Annotated in this window: 18 protein-coding genes and 2 tRNA genes; 18 read left to right on the top strand and 2 right to left on the bottom strand. The window is 59.4% G+C overall.

The features are described 5' to 3' along the window. Positions 1–74: 74 nt before the first annotated feature. The 8 genes from AAAX34_RS09115 (at position 75) to AAAX34_RS09080 (ending at position 6,462) form a co-directional block, all read left to right on the top strand. Positions 75–1,205 carry a Xaa-Pro peptidase family protein gene (locus AAAX34_RS09115; RefSeq protein WP_349110998.1) on the top strand — a complete coding sequence of 377 codons (1,131 nt, stop codon included), beginning with the start codon at positions 75–77 and terminating at the stop codon, positions 1,203–1,205. A 159-nt stretch (positions 1,206–1,364) separates the two neighbouring features. Beyond that, entirely contained in the window at positions 1,365–1,928 is a 564-nt protein-coding gene (gene efp / locus AAAX34_RS09110; protein WP_006233983.1) for an elongation factor P, read from the top strand. Between the two features lie 24 nt (positions 1,929–1,952). Continuing rightward, the gene (locus AAAX34_RS09105; RefSeq protein WP_349110996.1) at positions 1,953–2,315 is read left to right on the top strand and encodes an Asp23/Gls24 family envelope stress response protein; all 363 of its coding nucleotides are present in this window, start codon (positions 1,953–1,955) and stop codon (positions 2,313–2,315) included. Between the two features lie 3 nt (positions 2,316–2,318). Then, positions 2,319–2,906: a transcription antitermination factor NusB gene (gene nusB / locus AAAX34_RS09100; RefSeq protein WP_195192861.1), complete on the top strand. Its 588-nt coding sequence runs from the start codon at positions 2,319–2,321 to the stop codon at positions 2,904–2,906. 2 nt (positions 2,907–2,908) lie between these two features. Then, positions 2,909–3,148, top strand: a complete 240-nt coding sequence (locus AAAX34_RS09095) for an exodeoxyribonuclease VII small subunit (protein WP_006233978.1) — start codon at positions 2,909–2,911, stop codon at positions 3,146–3,148. Positions 3,149–3,183: 35 nt separating this feature from the next. Beyond that, the gene (locus tag AAAX34_RS09090) at positions 3,184–3,987 is read left to right on the top strand and encodes a TlyA family RNA methyltransferase (RefSeq protein ID WP_349111009.1); all 804 of its coding nucleotides are present in this window, start codon (positions 3,184–3,186) and stop codon (positions 3,985–3,987) included. Then, positions 3,984–4,844: an NAD(+)/NADH kinase gene (locus AAAX34_RS09085; RefSeq protein WP_035138200.1), complete on the top strand. Its 861-nt coding sequence runs from the start codon at positions 3,984–3,986 to the stop codon at positions 4,842–4,844. Before AAAX34_RS09090 ends, AAAX34_RS09085 begins: the two co-directional genes overlap by 4 nt. Beyond that, positions 4,834–6,462, top strand: coding sequence for a DNA repair protein RecN (locus AAAX34_RS09080; RefSeq protein ID WP_349110994.1), 1,629 nt, complete (start codon positions 4,834–4,836; stop codon positions 6,460–6,462). Before AAAX34_RS09085 ends, AAAX34_RS09080 begins: the two co-directional genes overlap by 11 nt. Positions 6,463–6,521: 59 nt before the next feature. On the opposite strand, the gene AAAX34_RS09075 is transcribed toward AAAX34_RS09080, so the two are convergent. Then, positions 6,522–7,379, bottom strand: a complete 858-nt coding sequence (locus AAAX34_RS09075) for a MurR/RpiR family transcriptional regulator (RefSeq protein ID WP_226790721.1) — start codon at positions 7,377–7,379, stop codon at positions 6,522–6,524. A 272-nt stretch (positions 7,380–7,651) separates the two neighbouring features. Between AAAX34_RS09075 and AAAX34_RS09070 the strand changes: the two genes are divergently transcribed. The 10 genes from AAAX34_RS09070 to AAAX34_RS09025 all read left to right on the top strand — a co-directional run bounded on the left by AAAX34_RS09070 (position 7,652) and on the right by AAAX34_RS09025 (position 18,405). Continuing rightward, entirely contained in the window at positions 7,652–9,655 is a 2,004-nt protein-coding gene (locus tag AAAX34_RS09070; protein WP_349110992.1) for a fructose-specific PTS transporter subunit EIIC, read from the top strand. Between the two features lie 442 nt (positions 9,656–10,097). Next, positions 10,098–10,361 (top strand): HPr family phosphocarrier protein, encoded by a 264-nt coding sequence (locus tag AAAX34_RS09065; RefSeq protein ID WP_022094575.1) that lies wholly within the window; start codon positions 10,098–10,100, stop codon positions 10,359–10,361. 133 nt (positions 10,362–10,494) lie between these two features. Continuing rightward, positions 10,495–12,198 (top strand): phosphoenolpyruvate--protein phosphotransferase, encoded by a 1,704-nt coding sequence (ptsP, locus tag AAAX34_RS09060; protein ID WP_035138206.1) that lies wholly within the window; start codon positions 10,495–10,497, stop codon positions 12,196–12,198. A 74-nt stretch (positions 12,199–12,272) separates the two neighbouring features. Next, positions 12,273–13,205, top strand: coding sequence for a 1-phosphofructokinase family hexose kinase (locus tag AAAX34_RS09055; RefSeq protein ID WP_006233969.1), 933 nt, complete (start codon positions 12,273–12,275; stop codon positions 13,203–13,205). A 188-nt stretch (positions 13,206–13,393) separates the two neighbouring features. Then, a complete protein-coding gene (locus tag AAAX34_RS09050) occupies positions 13,394–14,326 on the top strand; it encodes a 1-phosphofructokinase (protein WP_195361479.1) in 933 nt (310 codons plus the stop codon). 195 nt (positions 14,327–14,521) lie between these two features. After that, positions 14,522–15,916, top strand: a complete 1,395-nt coding sequence (locus AAAX34_RS09045; RefSeq protein ID WP_349110990.1) for a CCA tRNA nucleotidyltransferase — start codon at positions 14,522–14,524, stop codon at positions 15,914–15,916. Between the two features lie 127 nt (positions 15,917–16,043). Then, a tRNA-Glu gene (locus AAAX34_RS09040) sits at positions 16,044–16,120 on the top strand. Positions 16,121–16,142: 22 nt separating this feature from the next. Next, positions 16,143–16,219: transfer RNA gene (locus AAAX34_RS09035), tRNA-Glu, on the top strand. A 150-nt stretch (positions 16,220–16,369) separates the two neighbouring features. Further along, the gene (locus AAAX34_RS09030) at positions 16,370–17,677 is read left to right on the top strand and encodes a lysylphosphatidylglycerol synthase transmembrane domain-containing protein (protein ID WP_006233965.1); all 1,308 of its coding nucleotides are present in this window, start codon (positions 16,370–16,372) and stop codon (positions 17,675–17,677) included. A gap of 116 nt (positions 17,678–17,793) precedes the next feature. Further along, the gene (locus AAAX34_RS09025; RefSeq protein WP_349110988.1) at positions 17,794–18,405 is read left to right on the top strand and encodes a TetR/AcrR family transcriptional regulator; all 612 of its coding nucleotides are present in this window, start codon (positions 17,794–17,796) and stop codon (positions 18,403–18,405) included. A gap of 188 nt (positions 18,406–18,593) precedes the next feature. Here the strand turns inward: AAAX34_RS09025 and AAAX34_RS09020 are convergent, their stop codons facing one another. Further along, a complete protein-coding gene (locus AAAX34_RS09020) occupies positions 18,594–20,027 on the bottom strand; it encodes a radical SAM protein (protein ID WP_349110986.1) in 1,434 nt (477 codons plus the stop codon). Between the last annotated feature and the right edge of the window lie 329 nt (positions 20,028–20,356).

Genomic DNA, 20,356 nt, shown 5'->3' with positions numbered 1-20,356 from the left:
GCGGATCGCATGCGATTCCGTCGTTCGGTTGAGGCCCGTCCCGTCTATATAGAGACAACAAGAAAGGAATCTGCATGTCTGAGTTTGCTGCCGGTCCTGCCGGTCGTATCGAGCGTGTCCGTGCCCTGATGGCCGAGCGTGGCTACGACGCCATCGTGGTTCGCGACGAGGCCAACCTTCGTTGGCTTACGGGCGTGAAGGGCGTCTTCGACTACACCTTCGAGTTCCCGCACGCTGCGTTTATTACGGCCGACCAGTGCCTGTTCCACACCGACTCGCGCTACCTCAACAGCTTTGAGGAGAACACGCCCGCCGGCAGCCCCTGGGTCTACGACATGGATGAGGGCACCATCCCCGGTTGGGTCGCCGGCAAGATCGCGGCCAACAAGTGCCGCGTCTGCGCTGTCGAGGACGATATGCAGATTAATTTCTACCAGGGTATTCAGCGTGGTCTGGAGGACCGTTCCGTCGTCTGCATGTTGCCGCTGATGCACGACGACATCCGCAAGATGCGCGCCATCAAGGATGCCGAGGAGATCGAGCTCATGCGCCACGCACAGTCGATCACTGACGCCGCCTTCCAGCACATGCTCGGCTTTATTAAACCCGGTATGACCGAGAAGCAGGTTCGCAACGAGCTCGAGAACTTTATGTTCGCCAACGGCGCCGACAGCCTTGCCTTCGGCTCCATCGTGGCGAGCGGTCCCAACACCGCCAACCCGCATGCCGTGCCGAGCGACCGCGTGATCGAGAAGGGCGACTTCGTCCTCATGGATTACGGCGCGGGCTACTGCGATTATCGTTCCGACATGACGCGCACCGTCGTGATGGGCGAGCCTACCCAGAAGCAGCTCGACCTGTACGCGCTCGTGCGCCGTACGCACGAGGAGTGCGTTGCCGCCATCCATCCGGGTGTCGAGGGCAACGACATTTTCAAGCTTTCCAAGAAGATCATCGGCGATGCCGGCTATGGTGAATACTACAACCATGGTCTGGGCCACGGCGTGGGCATCGACATCCACGAGCTGCCCAACTTCAACCGCAGCAAGAACACCATCGAGGTCGGCTCGGTTATCACCATGGAGCCCGGCGTGTATCTGCCCGGTGTGGGCGGCGTGCGCCTGGAGGACTACGGCGTGGTCACCGAGAACGGCTACGAGCCTTTCACCAAGACGTCGCATGACCTTCACGTCATCGATTGCTAGCCTATTTCGATAGATTTTTGGGGCGGGGCGTCCGGAGCAATTCGGGCGCCTCGCGTTCTCTTTTTATGCGCTCGCTGCAGGCGCCGTCTGCAAGTGTATAATTTCTATCGTATGTAATTTGGACGCTTGTGCGTTCTGCCCATAACAAGAAAGGTCACTATGCCTACCATTTCTACCGCCGACTTCAAGAACGGCCTCGGTCTCCGCATTAAGGACAAGGTCTACACCATCGTCGAGTTCCAGCATGTTAAGCCGGGCAAGGGCGGCGCGTTTGTGCGCTACAAGACCCGCGACATCAAGAGCGGCCGCGTCGTCGAGAACACCTGCAATGCCGGTACCAAGTTCGAGAGCGTTATGCTCACCACCCGCGAGTTCCAGTACCTCTACAACGATGGCACCGACTACATCTTCATGGACAACGAGTCCTATGAGCAGGTTCCCGTTCCCGAGGACATGGTGGGCGAGAACTCCAAGTGGCTGCGCGAGAACGACATCTGCCAGCTGCTCTTCGCCGACGATGAGCTCATGGGCGTGACCCCGCCGATGTTCATCGAGACCACCATCGTCCAGACCGACCCGGGCTTTAAGGGCGACACCGTCCAGGGTTCCACCAAGCCGGCCACGATCGACACCGGCGCTGTCATCCAGGTCCCCATGTACCTCAACGAGGGCGAGGTCATCAAGGTTGACACCCGCGACGGCAAGTTCGTCTCCCGCGTCTAGCAACCAACTCTTCTAGGAGGACTCATGCCCCAGGAAATCAAGATTGACGGCATCGGCATTTCGCCCGATGTTCTGACCGCCATCGTCTCGCGCGCCGTGTCCGATGTCGAGGGCATCGCCTCCGTTGGCGTCAAAGACCTTGCCACCAACCTTGTCTCCATGATGCTCTCGTCCAAGGCCCCCGCTTCCGAGCCGGCGGTCGAGGCCGAGGTCGTCGGCGACAAGCTCGCACTCACCGTGCGTGTCGTGGTGTTCTTTGGCTATCCGTTCAAGAAACTCGCCGAGGCCGTTCGCGCCGCAGTGGTCGCCGCCATCGATGCCCAGGTTGGCGTTGAGGTCGAGCGCGTTGACGTTTGCATCGACGGCCTCGTTTTCCCAAGGGAGTAACCTTTGAGCCTTAAGGTTTATCGCGGGCGTACGCTTGCCCGCAGTCAGGCGCTTCAGCTTCTGTTCCAGGCCGAGGCCACGGACAGCCCGCTCGAGCGCGTCCTCGAGGGTGATTTCCTGATCTCGAAGGGTCCCCTCGACCCCTATGCGCTGGAGCTGTGCCGCGGTGCCTATGAGCATATCGACCGCATCGACTGTGCTCTGCGCTCTGTTGCCAAGAACTGGGATCTTACGCGCATGCCCGGCGCCGACCGCAACCTGCTGCGTATCGCCGTTTACGAGATGCGTTTCCTCACCGACGAGGAGGTCTCTGACGCCATCGTGATCAACGAGGCCGTCGAGCTTGCCAAGGCCTATGGCACCGACCAGTCCGCGTCGTTCGTCAACGGCGTGCTGGGTAAGATCGCTCGCAGCGAGGAGCTGCCGGGCGAGGACCTATACCAGGAGCTGCTGGCCGAGGATCGCGCTCGCGAGGAGGCACAGGCTGCCGAGGCTGCCGCTAAGGTTGCGGTTGCCCAGGCTGAGGCTGGTGTGCTGGCCGAGGATGCGGACGCTGCTGAGGCCGTCGAGGCCGACTCCGTCGAGGAGTAGCCATGCCAGAGGGTTCCGTCCGCAACTTTGATGAGATCTCGGATCGTCTGGATCAGATCATCGCTACCGTTCGCTCCAAGGATACCTCCTTGGAGCGTTCGCTCGATCTGTTTGACGAAGCGATTGAGCTGGGCTCCCGCGCGGTCGATATGGTCGACAAGTTTGAGCTTACACCGCGTGAGGCCGACAAGCTCGAGCAGGAATATGATGAGGATGCGGCAAACGAATCCCAGGATAGCTAGGCTGCATCTCCGGACACGAATGGTTGATGGCATTCATGAAACGCGTGCGTCTTGATGACGAACTGATTTCACAGGGCATCTGCGCAGATCGCGCGGATGCCCTTCGCACTCTTATGGCCGGCTTGGTCTCGAGTGGCGGTGAGCGCTTGACTTCGCCGGGCCTTAAGGTGATCCCGGGGCTGCCGCTGCACGTGAAGGGGCGCATTCCCTATGTTGGCCGCGGCGGTCTTAAGCTCGAAGGCGCGCTTGATGCGTTTGACATCAATCCGACGGGCCTTGCCTGTCTGGATGTGGGCTGCTCTACCGGCGGTTTTACCGATTGCCTGCTCAAGCGCGGAGCTGCGACCGTTGTCTCGGTGGACGTGGGTCGCGCCCAGTTCGATTGGTCGTTGCGTCAGGACGATCGCGTGACGCTGCATGAGCGCACAAATGTGACGCAGCTGCCTGAGCTTGGCTATGCCGGCGCCATCGACCTGGCTGTGTGTGATGTCTCGTTTACCAGCATCGCGAACATTATCGATGCGGTACTGGCGTGCCTGGCTCCTACGGGTGCATTCTGCACGCTCGTAAAGCCGCAGTTTGAGGCTCCGGCGGCGCTGGTGGGCGAGGGCGGCATTGTGACCGATCCCGCCGTGCGCCGCGATACACTCGTGAGGGCGGTTGAACTCTTTGCTGCCAAGGGCCTGTTCCCGGTCGATGTGTGCGTGTCACCCATTCATGGTGCCAAGGGCAACGTTGAGTTTTTCCTGTACGGCACGAGGTTTGCCCCCGGTGAACGCACCGACGATGAGCTGCAATCCCAGGTATCGGTTTTGAGCGAGAAAGCTGCAACGCTATGAAGGTCTTTCTGGTTCCCAATTACTACAAGCAAGAGGCGGTCGAGAGCGGCCTGATGCTCGAGCTTTGGCTGACGCGCCAGGGCTATGAGGTCGCATGGGCTGCCGACCAGCGATCCAAGATTCAGAGCACGCCTGATATTGACGGCTCCGATCTGGTCATTACGCTCGGCGGCGACGGTACGTTGCTACGTGCTGCCCGCATCCTCAACCATCGCGAGATTCCTATCCTCGGTCTTTCCTATGGCCACCTGGGCTTTTTAACTGCTGCGAGCCCCGAGGAGCGCGACATTCTGCAGGTTGTGAGTGATGCCCTGTCCGGCGAGCTGCACGTGAGCCGTCGCGCTACCATCGCCGCGGATATCGTGTCCGTGCGCGAAGACGGTACGAAGGATGTCGTGCGCACGTTCGCCCTCAACGACATGGCGCTTACCCGAGGTCCGCTGTCCGATATGGTCGAGTTCGACATCACGGTGTCGGGCCACCATATCGACCGACTGCGTGGCGACGGCGTGGTCGTGTCCACGGCGACTGGTTCTACGGGTTACGCGCTCAGTGCCGGTGGCCCCATCGTGAGCCCCGACTATACGGGCATGGTCTGCGTACCCATTGCGCCGCACACCATTCAGGCCCGCGCCTTCTTGACTTCGCCGAGTGATGTCGTCGAAATCTTTATGTCTGATGACCGTCCGAGCGTTCCGGCAATCGCCATCGACGGACAGTTTATTACTTGTGATGGTACGGTCGAGAGCGTGGCTGTGCGTCGCGGGCCCGGAGATGTGCTGCTGCTCGATTATGGCCCCGAGAGCTTCTATAACTCGGTGAGCCGCGTATTCTACGGAGTCCGTCATGATCGATGAGCTGCAGGTTTCTAACATTGCACTCATTCGCGAGGCGACGCTAGTGCCGAGTGCCGGTCTGACTGTCCTGACCGGCGAGACCGGCGCCGGCAAGACCGCGTTGCTCTCGGCCCTCAAGCTTATTTTGGGCGAGCGCGCGGATTCGTCGACGGTGCGCGAGGGCGAGGCGCTGGCGAGCGTCGAGGCGCGGCTGTTCGACGGGCCGCACGACACGGAGGGGTTCACCGTGCAGCGCAGCCTTTCTGCCGAGGGCCGCAGCCGCGTGAAGATTGACGGCCGCATCGCCAGTGTGCGCGAGCTTTCGGAGCGCGTTGGTGTGATGATGGATCTGTGCGGCCAGCACGAGCACCAGCGCTTGCTCGATCCGGCGCATCACGTTGCGATGGTCGATGCATGGGCAGGGCGCCTGGCACTCGAGGCGCTGGATGCGTACCGTGCCTGCTTTAAGGCTTCGCGGGCTGCCGCTAAGGAGGTTCGACGTGTCGAAGAGGCCTCGCGTGCGCAGGGGAGCCGCGTCGAGGAGGCGCGCTTTGCGCTCGAGCGCATCGGCGAGGTCGACCCCAAACCGGGCGAGTATGAGGAACTCGAGGAGCTGCTGCCTCGCTCGGAGCACGCCGAGGTCTTGGTGGCGACGGCAAACGAGGCCCATGCATCGCTTGCCTCTGAAGGGGGAGCGCTCGATGCCGTGAACAGCGCCGTGGCAGAGCTTTCCCGAATGGCTACCGTCGATCGCAAACTGGGCGACATTGCCGATGCACTTTCGGATGCCTGCATCTCTCTTGAGGATTGCGCGAACGAACTTCGTTCCTATCGCGATGGGGTTGCCTTCGATCCTCGCGAGCTCGCTCGCATGCGCGAGCGGTATTCCGACCTCAAGGGCCTGCTGCGTCAGTGGGGTCCCACTATGGACGATGTTTTTGCCATGCGCGATCGCTCGCAAGAACTGCTGTCCCTGGTCGATGATGGCGATGAGCAGATCAAAATGGCGCGTGAGGCACTCGGGAGCGCCGAGCGCGAGTTGTTTGCCGCTGCCAAGGCACTTAAGCGCGCTCGCAATACGGCGGCCCCGCGCTTCTGCCACGAGGTTGGCCGCCAGATGGCGCGCTTGGAGATGGGTAGTGCCGAGCTCGTCTGGGAGTCGCGCGATCTTCCCCGTGCTGAGTGGACGCCCGTTGGTCCTTCGAGCTACGAGCTGCTATACCGCAGCGGTGCCGGCTTGACGCCACGTCCCCTGCGCCGCATTGCGTCGGGCGGCGAGCTCAGCCGCGTCATGCTGGCAAGTAAGGTTGTCCTCGGTAACGCGGACGGTGTCGATACGCTGGTGTTTGACGAGGTCGATGCTGGTGTCGGTGGCTCCACGGCGCGTGCGCTCGCGGGCGTGCTGGCAGATCTCGCCGCTACGCATCAGGTGATTGTCGTAACCCACTTGGCGCAGGTCGCCGTCATGGCTGACAAGCATTATGTCGTCAGCAAGGAACCGGGCGATGTTCCCCAGACGCATTTGGACGAGGTAACCGGCGAAGCGCGTACTGCCGAGATCGCCCGCATGTTGAGCGGCGATCAGTCCGAGGCAAGCTTGGCCCACGCAAAGCAGATGCTCGAAGAAGCTCGAGGTTAGGTCGTATCAGCGGGGTTGGTGGGACAAAATAGACTGAAATTTTTGTCCCACTACGCGTTTTACTCAACGACCTTATCCGGCTGGATGAGCTCCTCGTAGTAGCTGATATGCTCACGCGCGTCTTCAATCTCGGGCAGCAGGAAGTTGTAGATGACTTCGATGATCATCGTGGCGCTGATCTTAGAGAACGCAAAGTCGCCCGTTGTCAGCAGCGCTTCGTGGTTGACGGTGTTAAAAGTGTAGTCTGCCAGGCGCGCGAGCGGGGATTTACTGTCGCTGCTGATGACGACTACGGTTGCGCCGCAGTTGCGAGCCGCTTTTGCCATGCGATTCAGTCGGCGCGATTTGCCGGAGTTTGAGATAAGCACGATGACGTCACCCGGGCGTAACGTGAGCGCAAAGCCGATTGATGTCTCGCTAATGGTGCTCGCCATGCAGCGCAGGCCCAGCTGCGAAAACTTAAACGTCGCATCGAGCGCGACCGCGTTCGTATTGCCCACAGCCGCAAACTCAATAACCCCTGCATGCTTAAGGGCATGCACAACAGCCGCCAGCGTATCGTGGTCGATCCCGTCGATGGTCGCATTAAGCTCGCTCACCTTGGCAGCCAGGATGTTCTTGAGGCTCTGCTCCATATTGTCCAGCGAGACCTCGTCAGTCAGGCCCTCGTTACGCTGGCTTTCCAAATCCCTCGCCAACGAAAACTGAAAGCTGCGGAAGCTACCAAAGCCAAGCTTGCGGCAGAAGCGCGAAACGGTCGCCTCGGACGTGGCGGCGGCGCGCGAGAGCTGAGCGGCCGTGAGGCGTGGCGCCTCGGACTGGTGCTCCAATATATAGTCGACAATGCGCTGCTCGGACTCGCTGTATCCCTGATGGGTGCTAATGAGGGAAAGTGCGCTCTTGCTACTATCGGTCATGGATGGCTCCTGGTTGGCATGAAAATCTAGCTTGATTTGCAATGCCATAGTATACGGGCATTTTCAATTACAAGATACACCTTGCCGTTTCAAGTGTTGATGGTAAACTTTCACTTACCGTTTACGGTTATGAAAGAACCTTTCACCGGAGATTTGCACCTTAGCTCTTCTCACGCGGACGGTAGGTTGGTATCTTTCAGTTGTGGAAAAACGCGCATCGAAGCGCGTGTAGGGGAGCGCCCGCGGGCGCTGTACTCAAGAAGGAGGGACACATGGCTAAGTTTGACATCATCGCCGCGACCGGTTGCCCGACTGGCATTGCGCACACCTTCATGGCGAAGGAGGCGCTGGAGAAGGCAGCTGCCGAGCGCGGTCTGACCATTAAGGTCGAGACTCATGGCCAGGTCGGTGTCGAGAACGAGCTCACCAAGAGTGAGATCGCTGGTGCCAAGGCCGTCGTCGTCGCAGCAGACAAGGATGTCCAGGCTGAGCGTTTCGCCGGTAAGCCCATGGTTTCCGTTGGTGTTTCCAAGGCCCTGTCCGTTGAGGCCGCCGGTAAGTTGATTGACCGCGCGCTCGCCGCTAAGGGCGACAGCACGGTTGCAGCCGCTGCCGATGTCGAGGACGAGGTTGAGGAGAAGGAGTCCATCGGCCACGTTATCTACAAGCACCTCATGAACGGCGTCAGCCATATGCTGGTCTTCGTCGTTGCCGGTGGTGTCCTGACCGCCGTCTCGTTCCTGTGGGGCATTACGTCCTTCGATTCGACGGCGTCTGACTACAACAGCTTTGCTGCGATGCTCAAGATCATCGGCGGCATCGCCATGAACCTCATGGTTCCGGTGCTTTCCGCCTATATCGCCGAGTCCATCGGCAAGCGCCCGGCGCTCGTCCCCGGCTTTGTTGCCGGTATGATCGCCATCCAGGGCCTGCCTGTTAACGCCGAGACCGGCATGATCGACGCCGGTGGCGCCGGCGTGGGCTTCGGCTTCCTGGGCGGCATCGTCGGCGGCTTCCTCGCCGGTTATGTCATCCTGCTGCTCGAGAAGGTCTTTGCCGGTCTGCCCAAGAATCTGGACGGCCTCAAGGCTATCTTCCTGTACCCGCTGTTCTCGACCGCCATCGTCGGTCTGGTCATGCTCGGCATTTCTGGCCCCATGGCTGCCATCAACACCGCCATGATGGACTTCCTCAAGGGCCTGTCCGCCTCTGGCGCCGTTGTCCTGGGTCTTGCCATTGGCTGCATGTGCGCCTTTGACATGGGCGGCCCGGTCAACAAGGCTGCTTACGTCACCGGTACCGCTATGCTCACTGAGGCTTTGGCCGCCGGTGTTGGCACCGATACCTACAACTTCGGCACCAACTTCATGGCTGCCGTCTCCGCCGCCTGCATCGTTCCGCCGCTGATTACCACCTTTGCCGTCGTTGTCGGCAAGAAGTACTTCAGCCAGGAGGATCACGACGCCGGTGTCGTCAACCTCATCCTTGGTTGCACCCACATCACCGAGGGCGCCATTCCGTTCATGACTAAGAACATCTGGCCCGTCATGCCCATCATGATGCTCGGTTCCTCTATCGCTTCGATCCTGACCATTATGTTCAACGTTCACGATCCGGCGCCTCACGGTGGCTTCCTGGTCCTGCCCGTTGTCGAGAACGGTCCGCTTTGGGTCCTCGCGATCCTCATCGGCGCTGTGGTCGGTGGCATCCTGTTCGTGGCCTTCAAGAAGTACGACTTCGAGAAGAATCAGAAGGCCGCTCCTGCAGCCAAGCCGGTTGAGGCTCCCAAGGCCGCTGCCGTCGAGGCCCCCAAGGCCGAGGCTGCCGACTTCGTGAAGGTCGAGAATGTCTTTGTCGCCGAGGACTTCGCTTCTCGTGACGAGGCTCTGAGCTTCGTTTCCAACCAGGCCGTCAAGGCCGGTATCGCAAGCGACGCCGACGCCGTGATGAACGCCTTCCTGGCCCGCGAGGCCGAGGGCACCACGGGCATGATGGAGGGCTTCGCCATCCCGCATGCCAAGTCCGACGCCATTACCGAGGCTGCCGTCATCGTCGTCAAGGACGAGTCCGGTGTGACCGGTTGGGACACCATGGACGGCGCTCCCGTCAACGTGGCTATCGCTCTGCTTATCCCGGGTGCACAGGCCGGCACCACGCACCTCAAGATCCTGTCCAAGGTCGCCGAGGCGCTCATGGACGAGGACTTCCGTGCCACCGTCAAGGGTTCCACCGACGCCGCCGAGGTCGCCAAGACGATCAACGCCCGCCTGGTCTAATCCCGCAACACGCGAATACCATCGCCCCCTGTAACAAAGGCGGAGTCCCTTTCCAGGGCCTCCGCCTTTTTCGAAACAGAGAACGCATCGGTTATCCCATCAGCCAGAATTCCTTTCAGCCGACATTACTCTGGACCGACTGAGTTTCCGCAGCTTGCTCGCCCACAGGGGGCCGGGCGCGGCCTGCGAGATTTATCGCGAGTTCCGCACGAGCCGAAGAGCACTTAATGTGCTCTTCGTGCGAGCAGGACTGTAGAGCAGGAAATCTCACTGGCCACGCCCGGCCCCCTGTGGGCGAGCAAGCGGACGACAAACACATCTGTCCAACAATTCGTGCGAAACATAATGAAAAACAGTTTGATGTGAGTTAATATAAACAACGTCGTGAATCTGACTCCTGCCGCATGCATGACAGGGGTTAAACACAAAAAAGGAGTCAATTATGGTTTCTGAGAAGGCTACCCTCGTCAATCCGCAGGGTCTTCACATGCGTCCGGCCGGCCTCTTCGCCTCCACCATGGGCAAGTACGCCTGCGACGTGACTGTCGTCACCCCCGAGAAGGAGGTCAACGGTAAGTCCCCGATGGCCCTCATGGCTGCTGGTATCCCCTGCGGTACCGAGGTCGAGGTCAAGTGCGACGGCGCTGACGAGGCCGAGGCTCTGGCTGCTGCCATCGAGCTCATCAAGAGCGGTCTTGGCGAGTAGAACTCAAACGGGTCGCATGTTGAACAACTAAGTTCATATTTGGGGGCGCAGTGACCTGTTGCAAGGTAGCTGCGCTCTTTTGTCATGGATATGGCAAAACGCTTTATCACATGACACGGAGAGAGGAATGGGAATGTATCAGGGAGTCAACGCTTCCGAGGGCATCGGTATCGGCACCGTCATGGTCGCCGTCGATCCCGACTTGACGTTTGAGCCGCACGAGGTTGCTGATTCGGCAGCAGAGAAGGAGCGCTATCAGTCCGCTCTTTCGGTCTTCTGCGAGAAGACCCAGGCTCAGGCCGACCACATGAAGGAGACGGTGGGCGAGGCCGAGGCCGAGATCATGAGCGGACACATTGTCCTGGCTCAGGACCCGGGCATGACCGACGCCATCAACGCCGCCATTGACGGCGGTACCTGCGCCGAGCAGGCGCTCATGGACACCTCGACCATGTTCGAGAACATGTTCCTGTCCATGGACGACGAGATGTTCCGTCTGCGCGCGGCCGACATCGCCGACATCCGCACCGGTATTCTGGCCGAGCTGCTGGGCAAGGAGGTCGTCGACCTCTCTGTCCTGCCCGAGAACACCGTCGTTGTCGTGCACGACCTTACGCCGTCCATGACCGCCACGATCGATAAGGCCCACGTTGCCGGTATCGTCACCGAGACCGGTGGCCGCACGTCGCACTCCGCGATCATTGCGCGCGCCCTCGAGATCCCGGCTGTCCTTTCGGTTTCCAACAGCTGCACCGCGCTGCGCAACGGTATGACCGTTGTCGTCGACGGCGGCAAGGGTATCGTCGAGGCCGATCCCGACGAGGAGACGCTCGCTGCCTACACCGCCAAGGCCGAGGCCTTCGCTGCCGAGAAGGCAGCCCTCGAGGCCTTCCGTGGCAAGCCGTCCGTGACTGCCGATGGCATCAAGAAGATCATCGCCTGCAACATCGGTAACCCCGATGACGTTCCCAACGCGCTCGATCACGACGCCGAGGCCATCGGTCTGTTCCGCTCCGAGTTCCTGTTCATGGACTCCGCTGAGCTTCCTTCCGAGGAGGAGCAGTTCAACGCCTACCGTAAGGTCGCCAGCGCGCTCAAGGGCGCTCCGGTCATCATCCGCACGCTCGATGTGGGTGGCGACAAGGAGATTCCGTATCTGCACATGGTCAAGGAAGATAACCCCTTCATGGGCTTCCGCGCCGTGCGTTACTGCCTGGCCAATCCCGACCAGTACAAGGTCCAGCTCCGCGCTCTGCTGCGCGCTAGCGCCTTCGGTGACGTCAAGATCATGATCCCGCTCGTCACCTGCGTCGAGGAGGTCTTGGCCGTCAAGGAGCTCGTCGAGCAGTGCAAGGCCGAGCTGACCGAAGAGGGTCGCAAGTTCAACGAGAACATCGAGGTCGGCATCATGGTCGAGACACCCGCCGCTTCGCTGCTCGCAGACCGTCTTGCCGAGGTTGCCGACTTCTTCTCCATTGGCACCAACGACCTGATCGGCTACACCATGTGCGCCGACCGTGGTAACGACACCATCTCCAACCTGTACCAGGTTTACTATCCCGCCGTGCTCCGCTCGCTTAAGAACATCATCGAGAGCGGCGTGAAGGCCGGCATCATGGTCGGTATGTGCGGCGAGGCCGCTGCCGATCCGCTGCTCGAGCCGCTGCTGATCAGCTGGGGCCTGGAGGAGTTCTCGATGAGCGCTCCGTCGATCCTGCGCGCCCGCAAGACCATCAGCCAGTGGACCAAGGCCGAGTGCGACGAGCTCGCCGAGAAGGCGCTCGCCTGCAACACCGCCGCCGAGGTCAAGGCACTGCTCGAGTCCGCAGCTCGCTAATTTGGTATCAGAGGTACCCGCGTGGTTGGAATGGGCCGGCCACGCGGCCCTCACATATACAGGGGGTACTGTAAATGTTCTACACGCTAACCGCTAACCCGGCTGTCGACATGACGGTTTCGAGCTCTCCGCTCGAGCCCGACGAGAACGTCCGCACCGGCTCGGCCAGCTACACGGCTAACGGCAAGGGCCTCGACGTGTCCTTCGCCTTTAAGAAGATGGGCGTCGATACCGTCGCGCTCGGCTTCTTCGCCGGCTTCACGGGCAAGTTTATCGTCGAGGAGGTCATGAACCTGGGTTGCCTGTGCCGCCCGGTCTGGACCGACGGTATCACGCGCATCAACACCTACGTCAACGATGGCCAGCACGAGTACGGCATCCTGAACCCCGGCGCTCCGATCACGCCGCAGCACCAGGAGGAGCTCTACAACATCCTGGACACCGCGGGCGATCTTGAGTGCCTGATTGTCTCCGGCTCCGTGCCTCCCAAAGCTACGCCCGACTTCCTGGCTCAGGTCATGGAGCACGCTCAGGCTCGTGGCGCTGACGTCGTCCTGGACCTGTCCTCCGACAAGCTCAAGGAGCTCGCTCACAAGAAGCCGCTGCTCATCAAGCCGAACCATCACGAGATGAAGGCCATCTTCGGCGTGCCGGTCGATACCGACGACGAGGTTCGCGTTGCCATGAAGATGGCTCACGACGCTGGCGTTCAGAACGTGCTGCTCACCCGTGGTAGCCGCGGCGACGCTTACTTCTCCAACGGCGAGGACATCTGGTACGCCAAGCGTGAGTTCAACATCAAGCTGGTCTCTTCCGTCTGCGCCGGCGACTGCACCCTCGCTGCGTTCCTGCACAAGTGGTACAGGGATCGCGACAACGTCGAGGAGGCCATGAAGCTCGCTATGGCCACCGGCGCCAACGTTGCCGAGTCCGTCGGCATCGGCGACTTCGGTCACGTCGATGAGTACAGCAAGCGCGTTGCTGTCCGCAAGCTCGATCGTCAGTAATCGAAACGCGACATATTCGTGCGCATGCGGCGCCCCGGTTTCGGCTGGGGCGCCTTTTTGTTCCGCCACGGGGGAGAGGTGTCCCGCCGTACTTCATCGCTTCCACACTGTTCACCGAGTTGTCCTAGCCTTTTACCGATGCGTGGAATATACTTTCATTAACACGTTGCTTCGTGAAAGGAACATTCATGATTTACACGCTCACTGCAAATCCCGCCATTGACTACAACATCGCCTGCGACGGCCTTGCTGCCAACACCGTCACGCGTACTCGCAACGCCGTCTATACGCCCAACGGCAAGGGCCTCAACGTCTCGTTTACGCTTGACCACTACGGTGTCGACACCACGATCCTGGGCTTCTTCGCTGGCTTCTCGGGCGAGTTCATCGTCAAGGGCGCCGAGGCCCTGGGCGTGCCCGTCAAGCCCGTGTGGACCGACGGCATCACGCGCGTCAACGTCTTCCTCAATGCCGGCCCCGACACCGAGTACAACATGGTCAACGCCGGTGCCGCCATCAACGAGGCCAATGAGCAGGAGATGTTTGAGCTCATCGATTCGCTCGATGACATGACCTGCCTGGTAATCAGTGGCTCGCTGCCTCCCAACACTTCCGAGGGCTTCCTGGCCGAGGTTCTGCGCCGCGTCAAGGCCAAGGGTGCCGAGTTCGTTCTCGACATCTCGAGCCATCAGCTGGCAGATCTCATTGCCATGGAGCCGCTGCTGATCAAGCCCAATGACGACGAGTTGCTCGATATCTTTGGCATTAAGGTGAGCGGTGGCGACGATGAGTCCGTCAAGGGCGCTATGGCTGAGCTTCATGCCAAGGGCGCCAAGAACGTGCTGCTGACCCTCGGCGGCGCCGGTGCGTACTTCTCCAACGGCAAGCACATCTGGTTTGCTAACCGCACCTTCGACGTCAAGCTGCTGTCGACGGTGTGTGCCGGCGATTCCTCGCTCGCTGCCTTCCTGTCCGTGTGGCATGACGCCCCCGAGCGCGTCGAGGATGCCCTGCGCCTGTCGATGGCCACCGGCGCCAACGTGGTCGAGTGCCCCGGTTTGGGCGATTTTGCCAAGGTGGACGAATATAAGAAGCACATCGAGGTTCGCCAGGTCTGCTAGCCGCATCGATACATCGTTGCCGAACACCCGCTTTGGATTACCAAGGCGGGTGTTTTTTGCGCGCTGAACATATGTGGTATCTGCTGTCTCGTTTTATCTAATCAACGACGCGATTGCGTGTGCGCGCTTTCTCGTTTCTTGTTAGACTTCTTGAGAACCATCGATTAACGCTCACAAGTGCAGGAGGCCATAGGCATGTGCAATGTTTCGCTCAACGGTACGCAACCGTCCGATGCGTCCCTACGCGTCCTGCACGCGCTTGAGGCGGCTGGTCTTGAGGCTTGGTACGTGGGCGGTTGGGTGCGCGACGCCCTGATGGGGTGCCCCAGCCACGATGTTGATATGTGCTGTAGCGGCCTGTGGCAGGAGTCCAAGGCGGCGCTCGAGGCCGCCGGCATCGTGGTTGTGGAGTCGGGCATTAAATTTGGCGGAATCACGGCTATTTCCGATGGCGAGCGTATCGAGGTCACCACGTACCGTCTGGATGGCTTCTATACCGATGGGCGCCATCCTCAGAGCGTCGAGCGCGCCGCCTCGCTCGAGGACGATCTGGCGCGCCGCGACTTTACCGTCAACGCCATGGCCTGGCATCCCGAGCGCGGGCTTGTCGACCGCTACGACGGCCAGGGTGACTTGGAGCGCAAGCTGATTCGCGCTGTCGGCGATCCCAAGCGTCGCTTTAACGAGGACGCCCTGCGCATGCTGCGTGCGGTGCGCTTCGCCTGCCGTCTGGACTTTATGATTGAGCCCGAGACCAAGCGTGCGCTTGCCGAGTGCGCGCCGCTGCTCGATGCCGTGGCGCGTGAGCGTGTGGGTATTGAGCTCGAGGGCATTCTTTCGACCGGTCATGGGGGAGACGCGATGCTCCGCTATCCCGAGCTCATCTGCGCCGCCGTGCCCGAGTTGGCTGCGGGTCGCGGGTTTGATCAGCGCAGTGTCTATCATGCGTTTAACGTCTACGTGCATATCGCCCGTGTGCTGACGGTGGCGGGGGAGCTCGCGCTGTGTGACGGCGTCGCGCCCTCGTCGAGCCTTATGTGGGCGGCGTTTTTGCACGATGTGTCCAAGCCCGAGTGCTTCACGGTCGACCATGCCGGTAGCGGACACTTCTACGGTCATCCCGAGCTCGGCGCCAAGAAGGCGCGCGTCATTATGGATCGCCTGGCGCTCTCGCACGACTTGGTGCGCGACGTGTGCCTGCTCATCAAATACCATGACAAGCCGCTGCGCCCCGAGCGCTCCTGTCTGCTCAATATGATGCGCGCGCTTTCGGGTGAGGGCGTCGACACGGCCCGCCTGATTGACGAGCTCATGGACCTTAAGCGTGCCGACACACTTGGCAAGGCCCCGTCGTGCTTCTATTACGTTGAGACGATTGAGGAGATGCGCGCGATGGCGCACGAGCTGCTGAGGGCGGGGGAGCCCTATACGCTCAAGATGCTCGCCATCAACGGCGGCGACCTGATCCGTGCTGGAGTCAAGCCCGGGCCGGAACTGGGGCAGCTTCTCAACTCCGCCCTCGACGCCGTGATCGAAGACAACATTCCCAACGATCGCGAAGCTCTTTTGGTCCATCTCAACTTGAATTAGCTACCTAGTTTACCTGCGTGTTCCATAACCTGCCGACAATTTTTCGGCAATTTGGAATTTCTTCTTGCGCTGACGTTTTTTGTCCCGTAATATATTACCTCGCAGCACGGCAGTGCAGATGTCATGTGGCCCGTTCGTCTAGCGGTTTAGGACGCCGCCCTCTCAAGGCGGAGATCACCAGTTCGAATCTGGTACGGGCTACCACTTCTTTTCTGCTGAGGCTTATGGCCCGTTCGTCTAGCGGTTTAGGACACCGCCCTCTCAAGGCGGAGATCACCAGTTCGAATCTGGTACGGGCTACCACGCATCTGATACCCGGACTTCCTATGGAAGGCCGGGTTTTTTATTTTTAAACAACCGTCTGCAATTCCCGTTTGAACCAGAGCTTTGCGTTCTGCCTATGGCCCTTACGGGTACAATATCCAAGATATTTTGACTGTTAGAAGGAGTCTCATGACGGAGTCCTCTCAGCATACGTCTAAGCCCCAGGTCGAGGTTGAGGCCTCGGGCGGAGATGACAATAAGAGCGCACGCCGCGGCGCCATCTTTATCGGCGTCGTGCTGGTAGGTTATATCGTCTATCTGGTGGTAACCGGGCAGATGGGGCAGTTCTGGGCCGCTATGTCGAGCGTCCAGGCGTCATGGCTCGTTGTCGCGTGTCTTTGCATGTTCATGTACCTGTTCTTTGGCATTGTGGCCTATGCGATCGCCGTCTGGCTCGATCCCAATTCGCCCGTCGGCATCCGCGACCTGATCTCGGTCGAGGCGAGTGGCATCTTCTTTGGCAACCTGACGCCCATGATGATGGGCTCCACCCCGGCTCAGATCTATCGCCTGACCAAGGCCGGCCAAAACGTGGGCGAGGCCGGCGCCACGCAATTCACGCGTTTTATCGTGTACCAGTTTGGCCTGGTCGCCTGGGGCGCTATCCTGCTGCTCGCCCGTATGCCGTTTTTTGCCGAACGCTACGGCGACATGACGCTGCTGTGCGTCTTTAGCTTTGGTGGACACTGCTGCATCTTGCTGGGCATCTTCGCCGTCGCGCTCATGCCTAAGACCGTCACGCGCGTCGCCCATTGCATCATCAATTGGCTCGAGCGCATTGGTGTCTCGGCCACTAAGATCGAGGGTTGGCGCACGTTTGTCGATGGCGAGATCTACTCCTTCTCCGAGAAGTTCAAGCTTTCGGCCGGACATTTTTCTTCCATGCTGCTCACCGTGTTTATCACCATGCTGCAGCTCGCGTTTTTCTATCTGGTTCCGTATTTCCTGATGCTTGCCTTTGGCCACCACGAGGTCGACTTTTTCTCGGTCATGGCCGCGAGCGCCTTTGTCCAGCTGTTAAGCTCTGCGGTTCCCTTGCCCGGTGGAACTGGTGGCGCTGAGGGCGGCTTTGCATTGTTCTTGGGTCATTTCTTCGGTTCGGCTTCGACCGCCGGCTATCTGCTGTGGCGTCTCATTACGTTTATTGCGCCTACCATTTTGGCTGCGCCCCTGCTGGGACTTAAGAGCGCCCACAACGAGAGCATCCATGCGCGCTGGGATCGCGTGATGCGCAAGCTCGGCCGCACGCCTCAGACGCCCTCTGCGCCCACTAAGCCGCACCCCACGAATGCTGTTACCGTTGATCCCAAGAAGCACGCTCAGAAGGCTTCTGGGACCGCAAAGCCGGCTCATAAGGCCTATGTGCGTCAGACAGGAGACGGTATTCGCGTATCTCCGTCGGCACTCAATAAGAAGAAGCACCCTAAGTCGCAGTAGGGCAGTCGTGCGTTCTTCATGATGCGAGGCATATTTGTGCTGTATGGGGGATAATCCTCTTACGTAGATTATCTCTCATCTGTTGATGAATGCTCGCATATCGAAGGGACACGCCCATGGCAACCAGCAAACCGCGTCTTGATCGTCGCATCGTTCGCAGCCGTAATGCCATCCTTTCGGCTTTCGAGCGCCTGCTCATGGAAAAGCCGCTGGCAGACATTACGGTGAGTGCCATCGCGCGCGAGGCCAATGTCGACCGCAAGACCTTTTACGTTCACTTTGGCACGGTTGACGGCCTGCTCGATGCCATTGCCGTCGATGTGGTGGAGATGATTGTCGACTCGGTCGAGAAAACGCTTGCTTCCATGGACGGCGACACCAACGAGCGCGCCCTGAGCGCGGCGGCGACCTTCTTTAAAACCGTTAACGAGGCACTGTGCAACAACTTGGTGCTCAATCGTCAGCTGATCGAGAATATTCCGCTCGATGATTTCATGGCTCGTCTTCGTGCGCCGCTCGAGCACGAGATTGCCGAGCGCGATCTGCTGCCCCAAGGTCTCAAGGACGAAATGTTCGACTACTATCTGGCGTTTTTGCTGTCGGGTATTATCGGTATCTATCGCACGTGGGCGCTGTCTGACGGCTCGGTTCCTATCGAGCGTGTCTCGGAGGTTGCTAACGACCTCACGCTCAACGGCCTGTCGAGTCTGGAATCTCGCTTCGAATAGCATCGATAATTCAACAACTTAAAGAAGTTGCGGTGGAATAGGGATTGTTTTGGTTATTGGAAGGCCGATCTAGTCCCTATTTCACCGCAACTTAGTAAAACTGTTTTGATGGTAAGGCGGAACAGCCTCGAAGATGTGCCTCGAGACTGCTCCGCTTCATTTCTGAGCGTTTGTCGTGTAGGGCAGCATTAATCGCCGTTTTTGAGTGTGCGGCCCTGTTTTTCGAACTTGTGCATGTCGCTATCGGCCATGCCTTGTGACTTATCCTCGTGACGCTTGGCGTATAGCGGATCGTCGGAGTCGTTCCAGATGCGGTCGGCGACAGGTGACCATGCCTCGGCGGTAGCCTGGGTCTTTTCGCGCAGCTGCTCGGGTGACTCCTTCTCGATTAGGTCGGTGCTCATTGCGCCACTCTCGGCAACCATTTTGGGCAGCACGTCGGGATTCTCGAGCATGGGGCATGGTTTGAGGTAGTTGTCGTTGAACGGCATGTTTTCGTAGTACTTCATAAAGAGGGGAGAGCGCAGCGCGTCGAGTAAGCTCACATCGTGGATGTTGGCGTTTGAGTAATGGATGAACACGCACGGCTCCACGTCTCCGGCGGCGTTGATGTGCAGGTAGCGGCGACCTCCGGCGATACACCCGCCTACAAACTCGCCGTCGTTTTGAAAGTCGAGCGTAAACAGCGGCTTCTTCTCGCGCATTTCGCGGATAAAGTGATACATGTGCTCGCGCTGCTCGGGCGTGAGCATGAGCTCGGGGGTTGCATTGCGGCCAACCGGCATAAAGTGGAAGTACCAGCAGAAGAGTGCTCCCTCGCCGATCATCCAGTCCATGTTCTCCTCAGTAGCAACCGTATCGGCATTGGCGCTGGTCCAACAGGTGGAGATACCAAATGGCAAGTCGCGCTCGCGCAGGAGTTTCATTGCATGCTCGATCTTTGCGTAGGTACCTTCGCCGCGACGGTCGTCGGTGGTGTGCTCATTGCCCTCGGCGCTGATGGCGGGGACAAAATTACCTACGCGAATCATGTCGTCGCAGAAGGCCTCGTCGATCAGCGTGGAGTTGGTAAAGCACAGGAATGCGCAGTCCTGGTGCTTCTCGCAAATCCGGATGAGGTCCCGCTTGCGCACCAATGGCTCGCCACCAGTGTAGATGTAGATGTGGGTACCCAGAGCTTTGCCCTGCGTAACGATAGAGTCGATGTCTTCGAACGAGAGATTCTGCTTGTAGCCGTACTCGGCGGCCCAGCAGCCCGTGCAATGCAGGTTGCAGGCGCTCGTGGGATCGAGCAGGATGGCCCACGGAACGTTGCACTGGTACTTTTCGCGGTTCTTTTCCTGCTCTGGCCAAGCTAGCAGGTTGGCGTCGATAATGAGGGTCTTAAGCAGTTTGGTTCGCATCTGGGGATTAAGGCTGAACACACGCATGATCAGGTCATACCAATTGCCGCGGCTCTTGATGACATTGGTGAATGCCTCTCGCTGTACAGGAAATACGCGATTGGGGACCAGCTTGTTCACGAGGTCCATGATTTTGTCGATGTTTTCTTGCGGGTTGTCGTCGAGATAATCGATGAGCTTGTTGAGCGCTGCACGCTCTGCTGACTGTGTAAGCGACATGGGTATATCCTTTCACGTTCGCCTTGTGTGTGATAATACCCACTTGTGGATTAAACGAAGTCTAAAGATTTGTAATGTGTCTATTCAACGAATCAATTTGATTTGGGGTGAAGCGTTATACCTTACGCTCTCTAAGTTGCGGTGAAATAGGGTCAGATAGGGGGTGCGGACGATTTCTTGGACCGCGCCTAGGCGTATCCAATTGGAGTGGGAAGGATAAACTGGACTTTCTTTTAAGGATCCTCAAGCGTATTGCCGCTCGTATTCCACTGGAGACATGTAGCCCAGGGTGGAATGCATGCGCACCCTATTGTAATAGAGCTCTATGT

Origin of the sequence: Collinsella sp. CLA-ER-H4, from assembly GCF_040092395.1 — a bacterium.
Taxonomy (GTDB): Bacteria; Actinomycetota; Coriobacteriia; order Coriobacteriales; family Coriobacteriaceae; genus Collinsella.
Note: the sequence above shows the minus strand (reverse complement) of the source record. Positions and strands in the feature narration are given on the sequence as shown.